This window comes from Desulfacinum infernum DSM 9756, assembly GCF_900129305.1.
Lineage (GTDB): Bacteria > Desulfobacterota > Syntrophobacteria > Syntrophobacterales > DSM-9756 > Desulfacinum > Desulfacinum infernum.
On the sequence record NZ_FQVB01000017.1, the window covers coordinates 38526 to 53506 of the forward strand.

A 14981-nucleotide genomic window follows, 5' to 3' on the forward strand; every position below is an offset into this window, starting at 1 on the left:
TTGTTTTGCGAAATGCAAGGGATGACCACGTTTCTGGTAGTCAAGCCCTTCAGGGCTGCCGAGGAATCCCCGGACGTTGGACGGGCCATCTGACGTGCTGCTTGTCGTGTCATGGGCTTACCATGGCTCTTCGCCGTGGGTCTGAATCCCCGCGGCTACAAAAGAAGGTGGGGCCCGGGCAGGCGGATGAAGGAGGCCTGTTGTTGGGCAAGCTCCCAGGAGGCTGTCCGAGAACTCCGGGGATGTCCGCTTTTTTCGTAGCGCAGCCCTTTAGGGCTGCGAAGGAATCCGCGAACTTCGGGCGGACCTCCGGGTATTCCCTATGACTCCATGGGGTACGATGATCCCTTTCCGCGGGGCTGAAGCCCCGCGGCTACGAAGATAACCCAAATCTCCGGCATCTTGAGCCGAGGAGCCATTGTCGGACAGGCTCCTAGAGGAACACAAGGCGGAGTCCGTTTTCGTGGGTCTTGGACCGGCTCAGGCGCGTCAGGGGGTTGAGGGCCCGCAGGCGCTGCCGGCGCGCGATCGCGGGGGCGGCTTCCCGCCAGGCGCGATGGCCTTCGTCCACCAGCTCGTCGAAAAGATGGAAGTCGGACCAGCGGATGTGGGAGACCGCGGGGCGGACCACGAAATCGGCTTCCAGGAGGCGCAGCTTGTTCAGGGCGATGCGGGACGCCTCGCTGCTTCGAAGGGCGTATTCCAGGGCCGAATCGGGAAGGGGCTGGATGTCGGAAACGTCGGAAGAGGTTTCAACCGCCACCACGAAGTGGGCACCCAGGCGCCGGGCCGGGAGGCACGGGACGTTGTCGATCCAGCCGCCGTCCACCAGAAGGCGGCCGCGGTGACGAACGGGCGGCCCCATTCCGGGAATGGACGCGCTGGCGCCCAAGGCGCGAAGCAGAGGGCCCTTGACGAAGACCACCTCGTCCCCGGTGAGGATGTCCAGCGCCACGGCTCCGAAGGGCACCGGAAGTTCCTCGATCCGAACGTCCGGCACCAGTTCCCGGAGCAGCTCCCAGTAGTCGTCTTCCGGAACCAGGCTGGGTTGGGTGACGAGCCGGGTGTAGAAATATCCTTTGCGGATCTGCTGACCGAAGCGATCGAAGAGGGATTGGGTGGAGGCGTCCCTGGATTCATCCACCGCGAAGGAAAGGGTGTCCCGGAACCGTTCGCTTTCCACGAACCCGCGGATCTTTTCCTGCACGACCTGGGCCGAGCCGTAGTGGGCGTAGAGGGCACCGATGATGGCCCCCATGCTGGTGCCCACGAGGGCGTCGATGGCGATCCTTCGTTCCTCCATGGCTTGCAGGGCGCCCAGGTGGGCCAGGGCGCGGGCCGCTCCTCCGCTCAGAACCAGTGCTGTCTTCATGGAACCCACTTCCTTTGCGCAAGTTGCCTGCGGGATTGTGGTTGGCGCTTCGGTTCGGCCTGTCGTATGTTGGCACCGCTGATCATTGTTTGGAAGTGACCGGCATCGTAGCATAAAGAGAAAAACGGCTAAAGCCTGGGCTGCGAAATCGGTGACGGAGCGGACTTGAACGGCGATGGGAGGAGAGAGGGGGCAGTCATGAGATTGAAGGAACATGAATATGTGCGGCAGACGCTGGAGCGCTACACGAATCTTTCCCTGGATCGCTTCTGCGAACACGTGATCATCACCAACTTTCGGCGCTATACCCAATGCTTTCTGGAAAAGACCGGCGGGGAATTCAGTGAGGGGAATTTCCGGGCGGTGACGGTGCCGGACTTGAATTGCACGCTCGTCGATTTCGGCATCGGTTCCCCCCAGGCCGCCCTGGTGATCCACTGCCTGGCGTACCTGGATCACCTCAAGTCGGTGATCATGCTGGGCATGTGCGGCGGGATCGACGACACCCTGGAAGTGGGGGATTTCGTGGTGCCGTCGGCGGCCATCCGCGGCGAGGGGACCAGTCGACACTACCTGCCCCGGGAGTTCCCGGCCATCCCCGCCTCGTCCGTGAACCTCTTTTGCATCGGGGCCGTCAAGCGGGCGCATCTGGTACCCAAGTGCGGAATCATCTACACCACGGACCGCCGGCTGTGGGAATTCGACGAGGCCTTTGTGGACTACCTTCGGACCCAGCGGATTCTGGCCATCGACATGGAGCTGGCGACGCTTTTTGCCGTGTCCTACCGCTACGAGGTGCCCATCGGATCCATCATGCTGGTCTCCGACATGCCGTTGCAGCGCCGCGGCATCAAGAGCAAGGAGCTCCATGAGAAGATCTACGAGGACTTCATGGAGACCCATATCGATTTGGGACTGGAGGCGGTCAAGACCTTGGATACCCACTGGGACGAGGTGGCGCGAAAGCTCGCCAGCGAATGGTAAAGAGGCGGGAGGATTGTATGGAAAGAGTCATGATCGAGGCGGGGACCCACCGGCTGGAAGCGGTTCTGCAGACGGGCAGCAACAAGGAGACGGCGGTCCTGTGCCATCCCCATCCACTCTACGGAGGCACCATGGATGTGCCGCTTATCCTGGCCCTGGAGCGCGTTTACCGGGAGGTGGGCCTGGGAACGCTCCGCTTCAACTTTCGAGGTGTGGGCCGGAGCGGCGGGACATACGGGGAAGGGGCCGGCGAGTCGGAAGACGTTCTGGCCGTCTGCCGCTACCTGGTCGACCGGGGGCGTTCGCCCGTGCACCTGGCGGGCTACTCCTTCGGCGCCTGGGTGGCCCTGAAGGCCTGTGCGGCGGGACTGGATCCGGCAAGCGTCGTGCTCATCTCCCCCGCGGTCACCTTTCTCGACTTCATCGGCCTGAGTCTTCCCGAACGTCCGGCCTTGGTGGTTGTGGGGGACCGGGACGACTTCGCCGTCCTGGACCAGGTGCGGTCCTGGTATGAGGGCTGTCGGGCGGGAACCGCCGTTCGCCGGCTGGAGGTGATCCAGGGATGCGATCACTTCTACTGGGGCAGGGAAGCGGAGGTCGCTTCCCGGGTGCAGGCCTTTCTCGCGGACTGCCTGTAGGGGCGAATGATCCTTCGCCCCTGCAGGTCGTCATGGAACCAAGCCCATTGGCGTCCATTTGGGTTCATTCGCGGTTTTCCCCCATATGGATCGGGCGGCCCGAAAAGAAATCGTCCAGCAGCCGGTTCAGCTCGTCCCGGCATTCGGCATGGAGGGCATGGCCGGCGCCTTCCAGCTCCACCAGGACGGCACCCGGGATGCGCCGGGCCAGGATGTGCGCATTTCCCGGGGGCACCAGGACGTCTTCGGTGCCCGTGACCACCAGGGTCGGGACGGAAAGGGACCCCAGGCGGTCGCAGCAGTCGAAGGTCTGGATGGCGGCCAGTTGGGCATGAAAGGCCTCCGGAGGCTGGAGCGGGACGCTCATCTGGGCCTTCCTGTAGGCCTCCACCGCCTCCGGATCTTCCTCCATGGCCCGACGGCTGAAGAAGAACGGCAGGTTCTTGCCGATGATCTCTTCCTGGCTCAACCCTTCATTTTCCGTAAACCGGGCGATGACCTCCGGATCCGGGGAGATCCTGACGTCGCCGCCGCAATGGGTGCAGCCCAGGGCTAGGGCCTGGAAGCGCCCGGGGGCCCGCAGCACCGTCTCCTGGGCGATCATGCCGCCCATGGAAAGTCCGGCCAGGAAGCAGCGCTCAATGCCCAGGTGATCCATCAGGGCCAGCGTGTCCGAAGCGAAATCGCTCATGGTGTAGGGGCCGGGAGGCATGGACGAGCGCCCGGCGCCGCGGTTGTCGAAGACGATGGTGGTGTACCGGCGGCTGAAGTAGGGAATCTGGCCGTACCAGGACCAGGTGCCACCGCCCAGCCCGCTCACCAGGAGGAGCGGCGGGCCGCTTCCATGCACCTCGTAATAAATTTCCACGGAATCCGTTGGGCAATACGCCATGGTTCCCCTCCTTTCCGTTGCCACCTGTATAGGGCCCTCCAGGGCATCGGGTCAAGCGTGTAAGCGGGCTTTTTGATTGTGAGAATCGGCATGAGGAGCCCCGGTGGGCTGTGCATGCACGCCTAAGGTGCTGTTATCTCACGTCGGATCAGTTGGCATTTTGTGCCTGTGGGAACTTGTGCTATGAAGCGGCCATGATGTGCCCCGAGCGCCCGACAACGGGCGGATACGCGATGCCAGAGAGGTGCCGAACCATGGAGATGCAGCTCTTTTCCCCGCCGAAGTTTTTTCCCGCAACGGCTCTTCCCGCAGGCAAGGAGGGGACCATGAACGCTCGCTTTACCGTGCGAAAGGACATCCTGGTGGTGGACAAGGAAACGGGTCTGATGTGGCAGCGGGGGGCCTCCTCGGATCGTTTGATGTGGCCGGAAGGCTTCGCCTACATTGAGCAGCTCAATCGGGAAAGGTGGGGCGGTTTCGACGACTGGCGCTATCCCACCCGGGAAGAGCTGGCCACGCTCTTGACGGAAGAGGAGAATCGGGAGACGGGCCTCTACATTGACCCGGTTTTCGGGGACCAGCGCTGCTGTTGGAGCTCCACGGAGGCGGAGCACCACAGGGCGGTCTACGCCGATTTCTATTACGGCGATCTCTACGTGGTGGAACAGAAGTATGCCAACTTCTTTGTTCGGGCCGTACGCAACGTTTAGGCGGCCGGAAGGCGAAGGGGTTCGGATGCAACGGCGGCCGATGGAACCGCTTTTGGAAGTGGCTTTGGTGGAACCGGAGATTCCTCCCAACACCGGCAACGTGGCCCGCACCTGCGCCGCCACGCGCACGCCCCTGCATCTGGTGGAACCCCTGGGATTTCGCATCACGGACCGGCATCTGAAGAGGGCGGGTCTGGACTATTGGCCCCATGTGCGGGTGCAGGTGCACCCAAGCCTGGATGCCTTCCGCCGGGCCGTGAGGCAACGTCGCCTGGTCTTCTTTTCCAAGAAAGGTACGCGCGCTTATTACGATTTTCTCTTCCGACCGGGAGATTGCCTCGTCTTCGGATCGGAAACGCGCGGTCTGCCGCAGGAGCTGTTGGAAAGCGATCCGGACCGAGTCTTATGTATTCCCATGGATTGCGAACAGGTGCGCAGCCTCAATCTGGCCACGGCGGTGGGCGTGGCCCTCTTCGAAGCCCGCCGGCAGTTGCGCGAGTCGACCGCCCGACGGCTTGGAGAGCCCGCGGGAAGTTTTGCCGCCCGGCCGGAAGCGCTCGGAGGGGAATGCCTGGAGGTGCGGAGCCGGTGAAGTCTCGTGCGCAGAGAACAACGAACGTGCAAAGGGTTCCCATGGAAACGTTGAGCAAGGAAAGCTTGCAGTTCAAGATCCTGGAGCTGTGCCCGGAGGTCCGGGAGATGGGCCTTTACTGCGTGGTCATGGGCAAAGGGAACCGGTACTGAGTGGTCTTCTTTGAGAGCAGGGACTGCTCGAAGAAGGATCCACCGCTGAGTTCTTTCGTTATCAGAGCCTCCGGCCCACCCAATGGGAACCAGTGGGAGCGGGACTTGCAAAACGCCGTGCGCGAAGCGGAAAGAAAACTCACAGGAATGGCGAGAAAGCGGAAGCGGTCGAAGAAGTCGGACCATCATCGAATGGCTGGAGCGAGCACGAGTGGCGGAAATAGAGTGGAAAGGCATCACCTGGAAAGCTGCCTATGGTGAACTGTCCATCAAAGAGCTGCTGACCATCCTCAAGGGCTACGGTCCCATGGAGATCCTGAAGTTCCGCAAGCCGGGGGCCTTCTGGGGTGAGATGAGCGTCTCCCTGACGCCGGATGGTACCAAGGAAATCACCATCTACCATCTGGAAGTGGAGGGGCCCCGGCGCCGGGGACGGGGCCGCGCGGCGCTCCAGTGCCTCAAGGCCATCTTCAAGGGGGACGTGTTCGTGGAGGACCCGGGGCGGATCATCCGCGTGACCAATGCGGACGAAACGAGCCTGCCCTTCTGGGTGAAGATGTATGCCGAGGGCGTGATCGACGCTTTGGACAGCGAAGGTCTGAAGATCCCCAGGGACTTGCCGCGGGACAAGGCCCTCCAGCTCTTCCATGAACTGGAAAAAAGGCGTTCGGACCGTACCCCCGCCCATGCATCCCATGAAAGCGGCAAGTAAGATACGCTCTCTTGAGGAGGCGGAGGCCTTGTGCCGGGAGCTGCGGCAGAGGGGCCGGTGCATCGTCTTCACCAACGGCTGCTTCGACCTTCTCCATGTGGGGCATCTGCGCTATCTGGAGGCCGCCAGGGATCTGGGGGATTTCCTGGTGGTGGGGGTCAACTCGGACCGGTCCGTTCGAACCATCAAGGGCCCGACGAGGCCCATCCTGCCGGAATCGGCCCGCTCGGAACTGGTGGCGGGCCTGCACTGTGTGGATTGCGTGGTCGTCTTCGACACGCCGGATCCGCTGCCTGTCATCCAACGGCTCACCCCCCATGTGCTCGTCAAGGGGGCCGACTGGCCCGAAGACAAGATCGTGGGAGCCGACTGGGTGCGCTCCCATGGGGGGCGGGTGGAGCGGATCGCCGTGGTGGCGGGCTATTCCACCACATCCATCATCGAACGAATAAAGAAGGATTAAAGGATTAAGGATTAAGCGGGGTGGGGGCGTGGAGGCCCATGGGGTCATCCCGTCCTTCTAATCCTTCAATCCTCTAATCCTTAGTCCTGAATAGGGATTGCCAGGCGGCGATGACCGCCTCCGCGGCCTTTTCGTGGTTCAGGCCGTCCAGGGGGATCCGGGCGTCGGCGTAGCGTTGGTAGAGAGGTTTCCGTTCGTCGTAGAGGCCCTGGAGGGTCTGGCCGGGGGCGCGCACCACTCCCCGTGCGTCCAGGTCTCCCAGCCTCTGTTCCAGGAGGCTGCACGAAAGATCGAGCCACAGGACGATCCCGCGCGTCTTCAGGTGCGCCATGGCCCGTTGGCTGTAGACCACGCTGCCTCCGGTGGCGATGACGGTGCCGGTCACGTTCAGCCCGCAGACGGCCGCTTCTTCCACGCGCTTGAAGTGGTCCAGACCCGCCTCGGTGATGATTTCGTGCAGCCTCTTGCCGTGTTCGGCCTGGATGTGAAGGTCGGTGTCCAGAAAGGGAGCGCTCAGGGCCTTGGCGATGAGAACGCCCAGAGTGCTCTTGCCCACCCCCGGCATTCCGATGAGCACCAGGTTGGAGTCGGCCTTCGTCAGCCGCTTGTCCGTCTTCTTCTCCATAAACCTTCTCTCCCTCACTCATCACTCATCACTCATCACTGATCACGGATCCCGGAATCACGAAACCCTGTTCCCTCAACCGCTGACGGAAGGCCGGCAGCCGTTCCCGGCGATCCTCCAGAATGCTGTCGAATCGGGCCCGGGCCGTTTCCGGATCCTTGTGACGGCAGAACCGGCGGATGATGCGCTCGCTTCTCTCCTGCAGTCCCCGGGCGTTCTTTTCGTGGAGGCGGCGAAGCTCTTTTCGGCGCTTGGCGTCCATTTCTCCTTCCTGGACGATCACCTCCAGATAGGCGCGCAGGGGTTCGTCGTACCATTGCAAGAGAAGTCGCCGGGTTTTCTTGACAAGTCCTTCTTCCAGCTCCCTCCAGAAAGCATCCAGGGATGGCGTCTCTTTACCGGTCCGGTGGGACTCGGCGGCCCGCTGCACGAAGAAGACGAAGTCGATCTCCAGGTATTCCAGAAGGATCTTTTGAAGGTCCTCCGCCAGGGAGTCGAAGCACTTGGCCAGGTAGCGTCGGCGGTAGCCCGGGCTGAAGATGACTCCGTGGCTGCGTTCGAACTTGGGGAGGAAGGCGATCTTCCGGTCGCAGAAGCGCTGGACGAAGGCCACCATCTCCCGAAAGTAGGCGTCCACGGTCTTGCCCTTTTTGGGAGGTTTTCTCAGCTGCTGGAGTTCGTATTCCAGTTCCAGCTTGAGCTGGGCATCCTGGCGCCGGTCTCTTAGAAAGGAAAAAACCATCAGACATCCTCCAGGAGCGGCAGGAAGGGGCTTGCCGTATCCAGCAGGGCCAGTCGGTGGTGGCGAATCCGGCGGTAAAGTTCCGCCACCCGTCTTTGGAAACGGGCGGATTCCCCGCTGAGTCGCCGGGCCTGCGGTTCGCATAAGAACCAGACACACACGTAGGGGCGGTAAATCCTGGGGAGCCGGCATCCTCGAGGCCCCAGGTAACGGCACGATTGTCCCGACCGTGTCCGGGTCTGCCCCAAGGGGAGGGCCTCCTCCAGGCTGAAAAGGTAAAGCATGTCCGCCAAGTTGTAGAAGATGCCGCCGGCGGTACAGCACGGGTCCTGGCATGCGGGGCAGGTGTCGGCGCAGGCGGCATCCATCCACGGGTCCAGTTCCTCCACGGCCCGTCGGACGGCCGAGGCGTGAGGCCGAAGGGCTGACCGCACGTCCCGGGGCAGGATCCGGGCCGCCGTGTCAAAAAAATTCCGCCACCGTCCATCGGGCATGGGGTGGCGGAACAGGCTGGTTTCTTCGGCAATCATGGGGCGAAGGGGAAGATTACTCCACGAAGTCGTGCTGAAGTTCGCGGACCACCAGCACGGGGCAGGGGGCGCGGAGCACCACCGTGTTGGCCACGCTGCCCAGGAGCGCGCTGGCAAGGGCGGACCTTCCGTGGGTCCCCACCACGATGAGATCCATGCCGTGTTCCTTGGCGTACTTGATCACTTCCTCCGACGGGCGGCCCTTGCGGATCTCGAAATTGAGTTCCGTCAGTCCCTCCCTCCAGTCCTGGGGAACCATCTGCTGAAGTTCCGCTTCGCGTTCGGCCATCATCTTGCGCATGACCTCCACGAAATCGCCCTTGTAGCCCTTGACGCTCAGTTCATGAACGGCGTCGATGATCCGCTGGTTGATCACGTGGAGAAGGGTCAGGGAGGCCTTCCTGTCCTTGGCGATCTCCACGCCGTATCGGACGGCCTTCTGGGAATACTCGGAAAAATCCACCGGCACCAAAATCTTTTCCAGACGAATCATATCTCCAGCTCCTATGGTGTGTGTCGTCATTCAACCAGAAAAGGTTCGAGCGGGCATCCGGGGCAGGACGCCTTGCGGCGGCAGTGCTCGTGGCCCACCCGAACGATGAGCGCATGAAGTTCCTGGAAAAGATACACATCGGGTTCCAGACAGTCCATAAAATAGTTCCGCAGCTCCTCGTAGCTCACCTCTTCGGCCACCCAGCCGTGACGGGAAAAGACCCGGTGGGTGTAGGCGTCCACCACGAACGACGGCCGGTGGGCGGCGTAGAGGACGATGCTGTCGGCGGTTTCCGGCCCGATGCCGTTGAGGGAAAGGAGCTCCCGGCGCAGGGCGCCCATCTCCTGGCCCAGAAAGGCTTCCAGGTCGCCGTGCCATTGTTCCGCCACGTACCGGCAGAACGTGAGAAGTCGTTTGGTTTTCTGGTTGTAGTAGCCGGACGGTCGGATGCACCGGCGCAGATGGTCCTCGTCCGTCCGAAGGATCGCTTCGGGCTGGAGGAGCCCCTCGGCCTTCAGGTTGTCGATGGCCCGTCTCACGTTCTTCCAGGCCGTGTTCTGGGTCAGGATGGCGCCCACGATGACCTCAAAGGGGGTGTCGGCGGGCCACCATCCCTGCGGCCCGTAAGCGTCGAAAAGGGCGGTGTAGACTTGATAAATGAGCCGGCTTCGATCGGTCGGTGTCACGGCAGATCCACCCCCGCGATCTTCCGCCCGCAGGCCGTGCAATGGCCGTCCCTAAGTCCCACGTTTCGCATGGAAAATCCGAAGCGTTGCAGGACGGGGGCTTTGCAGCCGGGGCACAGGGTATTTTCCCCTTCGTCGCCCGGAATGTTGCCGGTGTAAACGTAATGCAGTCCGGCGTCCAGCCCGATCCGGCGGGCCTTCTGCAGGGTCTCCACGGGGGTGGCGCGCCGGTCGGTGAGCTTGTACGTGGGATGGAACCGGGTCACGTGCCAGGGGGTTTCAGGTCCCAGGGAGACCACGAAACGGGCGAGTTCCCTGAGTTCTTCCGGATCGTCGTTCAGTCCTGGGATGATAAGCGTGGTCACCTCCACCCAGACCCCCAGCCGCTTGAGGGTCCTCAGGCTTTCCAGGACGGGTTCCAGGCGGGCTCCGCACTGGTCCCGGTAGAAACGGTCCCGGAAGGACTTGAGGTCCACATTGGCGGCATCCAGCACCGGTGCCAGGGCCTCCAGGGCCTCGGGGCTCATGAAGCCGTTGGTGACGAAGACATTGGTGAGGCCGGCCGATTTGGCACGGGAAGCCACGTCCAGGGCGTATTCCATGAAGATGGTGGGTTCCGTGTAGGTGTAGCTGATGCTCGCGCAGTGGGTCTTCAGCGCCTCTTCCACCACCTTTTCCGGAGGGGTCTCGCGGCCGTAGATGGTCCCGTGTTCGCGGGGAGATTGGGAGATGTCCGCGTTTTGGCAAAAGAGGCAGCGGAAGTTGCACCCCACGGTGGCGATGGAATAGCTCCGGGTGCCCGGCTGGAAGTGGAAGAGCGGCTTCTTTTCGATGGGATCCACGTTGGCCGCGATCAGGCGGCCGTAGACCAGGGAAAAGAGGGTGCCGTTTTCGTTTCGACGGACGCCGCAGATCCCCGTTCGTCCCGCCTTGATCACGCAACGATGGGAACACAGGGCGCAGCGGACCGCACCGTCCTCCAGCTTTTCATAGAAGCGGGCTTCCTTCATGGGCGAGCGTTCCTCCATCACAGCGCATGGACCCCGGCGTCCTTGCCCACCGAGGGACGGTTGTTGGGAAGTCGCAAGCAGGACGTCTGGGCACGGGCGCGCCCGGGGTTCATGACCTTCTCCATGATCGGCTCCTGAAGAGGCCGGGTCAGGGGCCTTAGATCGATGCGCATGGCGATGAAATGGCCGAACGGATGGACCTGGAGCCAGGGGGCGCTTTCCAGAAAATCCACGTGGGGGAGGGTCCACAGGGGGAGCAGAAAACAGGTGCGCCACACACAGGGAGGGGGTCCGTGAAGAACGGAGCCCGCCATTTTCTTGAGATGGGCCACGGAATAGAAGGAGGCTTTCCGGTACAGGGAAGGCTTCCAAAGGAACTCCAGCCGGCGGTAACAGGCGCTCAGGGACCACTTGTTGAGAACCCCCAGGAGCACGTGTTTTCGGGCCACCCGGCATGCTTCCGCCAGAGCCTCCCGGGGCTTTTCCACAAACTCCAGGGTGGTGATCAGGGCCACTGTATCGAATTCGTTGTCGCTGAAAGGCAGGTCTTCCGCGAACCCGTGGCGGACGGAGATCTTTTCCGGAAGCCGGCGCTGTGCCTCCCGGACCAGCTCCCAGGACGGCTCCACGCCCGTGACCGCATGGCCCCGGCCGCTGAGCCATCGGAGGAAGGAGCCCGTGCCGCAGCCCACCTCCAGGACGCGTTGGGCATGGACGGGCGCCCACACGCGCTCCAGAAGCCGCCGCTCCAGGCGAAGAGCGGTCCGGCCGGGCTCGCTTGTCTCCCAGCGCTCCATCCTCAAGGCGTCTTCCAGTCGAAAGACGTATCCCACGGGCCCACCCTTCAGGGGAAAGGATTAAGGATTGAAGGATTAAGGATTATAGGGAGACCCCCATCACTCATCACTCGTCACTCATCACTCGAGAACGGCGCCGCGGGCTCCGCTGGTGACCATCCTGGCGTAGCGGGCCAGGTAGCCGTGGCGGATCTTGGGCTCCTTGGGTTGCCATTTGGCGCGGCGCGCCTCCAGGGTGGCCTCGTCCACCTTCAGTTCCAGCTTTTTGTTGGGGATGTCGATCACGATCTCGTCGCCTTCTTCCACCAGCCCGATGGGGCCTCCGGCCGCCGCTTCCGGGCTGATGTGTCCGATGGCGGCCCCCTGGGTTCCTCCGCTGAAGCGCCCGTCGGTGATGAGGGCCACGTCCTTGCCTAGGCCCATCCCCATGATGGCCGCCGTGGGGGTGAGCATCTCCTGCATGCCCGGGCCGCCCTTGGGCCCTTCGTAGCGGATGACCACCACGTCGCCCGGGCGGATCTTGCCGTCCAGGATGGCGGAGGCCGCCTCGTTTTCGCTTTCGAAGACCCGCGCCCGGCCGGTGCGCTGCAGCATCTCGGGCGCCACGGCGCTCTGCTTGACCACCGCCCCCTGGGGAGCCAGGTTGCCGTAGAGGATGGCGATGCCCCCTTCCCGGTGATAGGGGTTGTCCAGAGGCCGGATCACGTTGTGGTCCACCGCCTTCACCCGCTCCAGGTTGGCCCCCACCGTGTCGCCGGTCACGGTCAGGACGTCCAGGTGGATCAGGCCGCCCTTGGCCAGCTCCTTCATGACGGCCTGGACGCCGCCCGCGGCGTTGAGGTCTTCCAGGAAGTGGGGGCCGCCGGGCCGGAGGCTGCAAAGATGCGGCGTCCTGGCGCTCATGGCGTTGAAGAGATCCAAATCCAGCGTGATCCCCGCCTCATGGGCGATGGCCGGCACGTGGAGCACCGTGTTGGTGGAACAGCCCAGGGCCATGTCCACGGCGATGGCGTTTTCGAAGGATTTCAGGGTGATCAGGTCCCGTGGGCGCTTATTCGCGGCAATCAGATCCATGATCTTCATGCCCGCCGTCTTGGCCAGGCGGAACCGGGCCGCCGACACCGCCGGAATGGTTCCGTTGCCCGGTAGGGCCAGCCCCAGGGCTTCACTCAAGCAGTTCATGGAGTTGGCCGTGAACATGCCCGCGCAGGACCCGCAGCCGGGGCAGGCGCAGTCTTCCAGCTCCTCCAGTTCCTCCGCGGTGAGGGTCCCCGCCTTGTAGGCTCCCACGCCCTCGAAGACCGAAATGAGATCCACGGGGCGATTGCCCACGCGCCCGGCCAGCATGGGCCCTCCGCTCACCAGGATGGTGGGGATGTTCAGCCGGAAGGCGGCCATGAGCATACCGGGGATGATCTTGTCGCAGTTGGGGATCAGAACCAGGCCGTCGAAGGGGTGCGCCGTGGCCATCACCTCCACGGAATCGGCGATGAGCTCCCGGCTGGCCAGGCTGTAGCGCATGCCGTCGTGGTTCATGGCGATGCCGTCGCACACGCCGATGGTGGAAAATTCCACGGGCGTCCCGCCCGCCATGCGCACGCCTGCCTTGACCGCCTGGGCGATCTTGTCCAGATGGATGTGGCCGGGAATGATTTCGTTGAAGGAGTTGACGATGCCCACGATGGGGCGTTCCAGTTCCTCCCGGGTGTAGCCCATGGCCTTGAACAGGGAACGATGGGGGGCCTTTTCCGGTCCTTTCTTCATGAGATCGCTTCGCATGAAAACCTCTCCCTCTCTTGCGGGCAATGGATGGCGGTCCGTGCGGGCCGAAAGCAGAGATCGAAAACCTTCACAATCTTCAGGACTTGCCCTGTTCCCGTGAAGTTACTGTAACCCTTCCGGTCTTGGCAAGGGAAAAGGGGGCGTCACTGAAGTGGGAACGCCGGGGATTCCTTCCTTGACAATGTCATTGCCACTTCTATATCAATAGCTGGGTCAGATGACTTTGTCGTATCCCAATACGAAGGAGGCACATCCCATGGACATTGAAAGCGGCAAGGCGCTCTATCCCATCGGCATCGTGGCCGAGCTGCTCAACATTCATCCCCGAACGCTGCGCATCTACGAGCAGGAAGGTCTGATCAAGCCGGCGCGCCGGGGCGGCAAGCGCTACTATTCCAACAACGACCTCCAGTGGCTCAAGTGCCTTCGGCGGCTCCTCACCGAAGACGGGCTGAACATCGCCGGGGTGAAAAAGCTGCTCACGGTGGCCCCGTGCTGGGAGATCCGAGGCTGCGGGGAAGAGGTGCGTAAGGACTGTCCGGCCATCCTCAACTTTCCCGTTCCCTGCTGGGATCTGGTGCCTCGCGCGTGCCAGGAAAAGGGCCAGGTCTGCGCCGAATGCGAGGTCTACATCCAGAAGAAGAACCATGTGATGATGCAGAAGTGCTGCGAAGAGCAGGAAGGGGACCGGGCGTGAGCCGGCGGGAGATTGAATCCCGGAGTTTCCTTTTCGGCCCCGTTCCATCCCGCCGCCTCGGCCGGTCTTTGGGCATCGACGTCATTCCCGCCAAGACTTGCTCCCTCGACTGCCTCTATTGCGAATCGGGCCCCACCACCCATCTGACGATCCAGAGGCGCGCCTTCTTCCCTCCCGACCGGGTGTTGGCCGAACTGGAGGATTTCCTGCGGCGCCGCCCCGGATCGGTGGATGCCGTCACCTTTTCGGCGGCCGGCGAACCCACCCTCTACGAGCCCCTGGGGGAGCTGGCCCATGCCATCAAGAAGCGTTTTCCGGACCTGCCCCTGGTGATGCTCACCAACGGCACGCTCTTGTGGGATCCGGCCGTTCGCCGGGATCTCCTCCTTTTCGATCGGGTGGTGCCGTCCTTGGACGCCGCGGACGAGAAAACCTTCGCCGCCGTGAACCGTCCCCATCCACGCCTGGGTTGGGAGAGGGTCCTGGAGGGCCTCAGGGCGTTTCGAAAGGACTGCCGGGGCCAATATCATCTGGAGATCGTCCTGGTGCGGGGTGTCAACGACAGCCGGGAGCATCTGGAAGCACTCGCCCGCCTGGCGGAAGGCATCGGGCCGGACCGGGTGGAACTGAACACGGTGGTGCGGCCGCCGGCCCATCCCGGGGTCCGGGGGCTGGACTCCGCCGCCCTGGAGCGGGCGGCGACCTTGTTCCCCGCCGGCTGCACGGAAGTGATCGGATCCTTTGCGTCGTCGGGCCCTGCGGCGGATCCCGACGATCTGCCCGGTCGCATCGTGGAGCTGGTTCGGCGCCGTCCGTGCACCGTGGAGGAGATGGCGGCGTCCCTGGGGGTTCCGCCCGGCCGGGTTTCGGAAGCCGTGGCCGGTCTGGAAAAGACGGGCCGGGTGGTGCGGCGCCGGTTCCATGAGCGGGAATTCGTCTGCACCGGGGATGAGTCATGAGTGACGAGTGATGGGTGATGAGTGACGGGTTGGTGGTGGTCCTTGGCCCTTGATTCTTGGCCCTTAATCCTTAATCCTTAATCCTTAATCCACTGATCCTGTAATCCCACAAGCTGCGGTGAGCCTGTGGCCGCGTTCAGGAGGA

At 63.1% G+C, this 14981-nt stretch carries 18 protein-coding genes; 8 read left to right on the plus strand and 10 right to left on the minus strand.

What is annotated here, in order from left to right:
* Positions 1-433: 433 nt before the first annotated feature.
* Positions 434-1372, minus strand: coding sequence for a patatin-like phospholipase family protein (locus BUB04_RS09590; protein ID WP_073038778.1), 939 nt, complete (start codon positions 1370-1372; stop codon positions 434-436).
* Positions 1373-1570: 198 nt separating this feature from the next.
* Between BUB04_RS09590 and BUB04_RS09595 the strand changes: the two genes are divergently transcribed.
* On the plus strand, positions 1571-2356 hold the full coding sequence (locus tag BUB04_RS09595) for an AMP nucleosidase (protein WP_073038779.1): 786 nt from the start codon (positions 1571-1573) through the stop codon (positions 2354-2356).
* Positions 2357-2373: 17 nt separating this feature from the next.
* Entirely contained in the window at positions 2374-2994 is a 621-nt protein-coding gene (locus BUB04_RS09600; RefSeq protein WP_073038780.1) for an alpha/beta hydrolase, read from the plus strand.
* Positions 2995-3058: 64 nt separating this feature from the next.
* Here the strand turns inward: BUB04_RS09600 and BUB04_RS09605 are convergent, their stop codons facing one another.
* Positions 3059-3886, minus strand: a complete 828-nt coding sequence (locus BUB04_RS09605) for an alpha/beta fold hydrolase (RefSeq protein ID WP_073038781.1) — start codon at positions 3884-3886, stop codon at positions 3059-3061.
* A 326-nt stretch (positions 3887-4212) separates the two neighbouring features.
* Here BUB04_RS09605 and BUB04_RS09610 point away from each other — a divergent pair, with 326 nt between their 5' ends.
* The 4 genes from BUB04_RS09610 (at position 4213) to rfaE2 (ending at position 6515) form a co-directional block, all read left to right on the plus strand.
* A complete protein-coding gene (locus tag BUB04_RS09610) occupies positions 4213-4596 on the plus strand; it encodes an Lcl C-terminal domain-containing protein (protein WP_178371954.1) in 384 nt (127 codons plus the stop codon).
* Between the two features lie 25 nt (positions 4597-4621).
* Positions 4622-5188: a tRNA (cytidine(34)-2'-O)-methyltransferase gene (locus tag BUB04_RS09615; protein WP_073038783.1), complete on the plus strand. Its 567-nt coding sequence runs from the start codon at positions 4622-4624 to the stop codon at positions 5186-5188.
* A gap of 363 nt (positions 5189-5551) precedes the next feature.
* Positions 5552-6052, plus strand: a complete 501-nt coding sequence (locus BUB04_RS09620) for a hypothetical protein (protein WP_073038784.1) — start codon at positions 5552-5554, stop codon at positions 6050-6052.
* Positions 6053-6080: 28 nt separating this feature from the next.
* On the plus strand, positions 6081-6515 hold the full coding sequence (gene rfaE2, locus BUB04_RS09625; RefSeq protein WP_245795162.1) for a D-glycero-beta-D-manno-heptose 1-phosphate adenylyltransferase: 435 nt from the start codon (positions 6081-6083) through the stop codon (positions 6513-6515).
* A 73-nt stretch (positions 6516-6588) separates the two neighbouring features.
* Here the strand turns inward: rfaE2 and BUB04_RS09630 are convergent, their stop codons facing one another.
* The 8 genes from BUB04_RS09630 to ilvD all read right to left on the minus strand — a co-directional run bounded on the left by BUB04_RS09630 (position 6589) and on the right by ilvD (position 13177).
* On the minus strand, positions 6589-7140 hold the full coding sequence (locus BUB04_RS09630) for a shikimate kinase (protein ID WP_073038785.1): 552 nt from the start codon (positions 7138-7140) through the stop codon (positions 6589-6591).
* Positions 7141-7168: 28 nt separating this feature from the next.
* Positions 7169-7882 (minus strand): hypothetical protein, encoded by a 714-nt coding sequence (locus BUB04_RS09635; protein WP_073038786.1) that lies wholly within the window; start codon positions 7880-7882, stop codon positions 7169-7171.
* A complete protein-coding gene (locus BUB04_RS09640) occupies positions 7882-8412 on the minus strand; it encodes a hypothetical protein (RefSeq protein WP_073038787.1) in 531 nt (176 codons plus the stop codon). Before BUB04_RS09640 ends, BUB04_RS09635 begins: the two co-directional genes overlap by 1 nt.
* A gap of 16 nt (positions 8413-8428) precedes the next feature.
* Positions 8429-8905, minus strand: a complete 477-nt coding sequence (locus BUB04_RS09645; protein WP_073038788.1) for a universal stress protein — start codon at positions 8903-8905, stop codon at positions 8429-8431.
* Between the two features lie 26 nt (positions 8906-8931).
* Positions 8932-9591 carry an endonuclease III domain-containing protein gene (locus BUB04_RS09650; RefSeq protein ID WP_073038789.1) on the minus strand — a complete coding sequence of 220 codons (660 nt, stop codon included), beginning with the start codon at positions 9589-9591 and terminating at the stop codon, positions 8932-8934.
* Positions 9588-10601: an AmmeMemoRadiSam system radical SAM enzyme gene (gene amrS, locus BUB04_RS09655; protein ID WP_073038790.1), complete on the minus strand. Its 1014-nt coding sequence runs from the start codon at positions 10599-10601 to the stop codon at positions 9588-9590. The genes BUB04_RS09650 and amrS overlap by 4 nt, the downstream gene beginning before the upstream one ends.
* 17 nt (positions 10602-10618) lie before the next feature.
* Positions 10619-11434, minus strand: coding sequence for a class I SAM-dependent methyltransferase (locus BUB04_RS09660; RefSeq protein WP_073038791.1), 816 nt, complete (start codon positions 11432-11434; stop codon positions 10619-10621).
* An 84-nt stretch (positions 11435-11518) separates the two neighbouring features.
* Entirely contained in the window at positions 11519-13177 is a 1659-nt protein-coding gene (ilvD, locus tag BUB04_RS09665; RefSeq protein WP_073038792.1) for a dihydroxy-acid dehydratase, read from the minus strand.
* Positions 13178-13436: 259 nt separating this feature from the next.
* On the opposite strand from ilvD, the gene BUB04_RS09670 reads away from it, so the two are divergent.
* Both BUB04_RS09670 and BUB04_RS09675 read left to right on the plus strand, forming a co-directional pair.
* Positions 13437-13877, plus strand: a complete 441-nt coding sequence (locus BUB04_RS09670) for a MerR family transcriptional regulator (RefSeq protein WP_073038793.1) — start codon at positions 13437-13439, stop codon at positions 13875-13877.
* The gene (locus BUB04_RS09675) at positions 13874-14836 is read left to right on the plus strand and encodes a radical SAM protein (RefSeq protein WP_178371955.1); all 963 of its coding nucleotides are present in this window, start codon (positions 13874-13876) and stop codon (positions 14834-14836) included. The genes BUB04_RS09670 and BUB04_RS09675 overlap by 4 nt, the downstream gene beginning before the upstream one ends.
* Positions 14837-14981: the final 145 nt, after the last annotated feature.

Bases quoted from the DNA above. Each gene is read 5' to 3' on its own strand.
- BUB04_RS09670 (WP_073038793.1), top strand. From the start codon at position 13,437: ATGGACATTGAAAGCGGCAAGGCGCTCTATCCCATCGGCATCGTGGCC.
- BUB04_RS09595 (WP_073038779.1), top strand. From the start codon at position 1,571: ATGAGATTGAAGGAACATGAATATGTGCGGCAGACGCTGGAGCGCTAC.
- BUB04_RS09600 (WP_073038780.1), top strand. From the start codon at position 2,374: ATGGAAAGAGTCATGATCGAGGCGGGGACCCACCGGCTGGAAGCGGTT.
- BUB04_RS09590 (WP_073038778.1), bottom strand. From the start codon at position 1,372: ATGAAGACAGCACTGGTTCTGAGCGGAGGAGCGGCCCGCGCCCTGGCC.
- BUB04_RS09630 (WP_073038785.1), bottom strand. From the start codon at position 7,140: ATGGAGAAGAAGACGGACAAGCGGCTGACGAAGGCCGACTCCAACCTG.
- BUB04_RS09605 (WP_073038781.1), bottom strand. From the start codon at position 3,886: ATGGCGTATTGCCCAACGGATTCCGTGGAAATTTATTACGAGGTGCAT.
- BUB04_RS09615 (WP_073038783.1), top strand. From the start codon at position 4,622: ATGCAACGGCGGCCGATGGAACCGCTTTTGGAAGTGGCTTTGGTGGAA.
- BUB04_RS09610 (WP_178371954.1), top strand. From the start codon at position 4,213: ATGAACGCTCGCTTTACCGTGCGAAAGGACATCCTGGTGGTGGACAAG.
- ilvD (WP_073038792.1), bottom strand. From the start codon at position 13,177: ATGCGAAGCGATCTCATGAAGAAAGGACCGGAAAAGGCCCCCCATCGT.
- BUB04_RS09640 (WP_073038787.1), bottom strand. From the start codon at position 8,412: ATGATTGCCGAAGAAACCAGCCTGTTCCGCCACCCCATGCCCGATGGA.
- BUB04_RS09645 (WP_073038788.1), bottom strand. From the start codon at position 8,905: ATGATTCGTCTGGAAAAGATTTTGGTGCCGGTGGATTTTTCCGAGTAT.
- amrS (WP_073038790.1), bottom strand. From the start codon at position 10,601: ATGAAGGAAGCCCGCTTCTATGAAAAGCTGGAGGACGGTGCGGTCCGC.
- BUB04_RS09635 (WP_073038786.1), bottom strand. From the start codon at position 7,882: ATGGTTTTTTCCTTTCTAAGAGACCGGCGCCAGGATGCCCAGCTCAAG.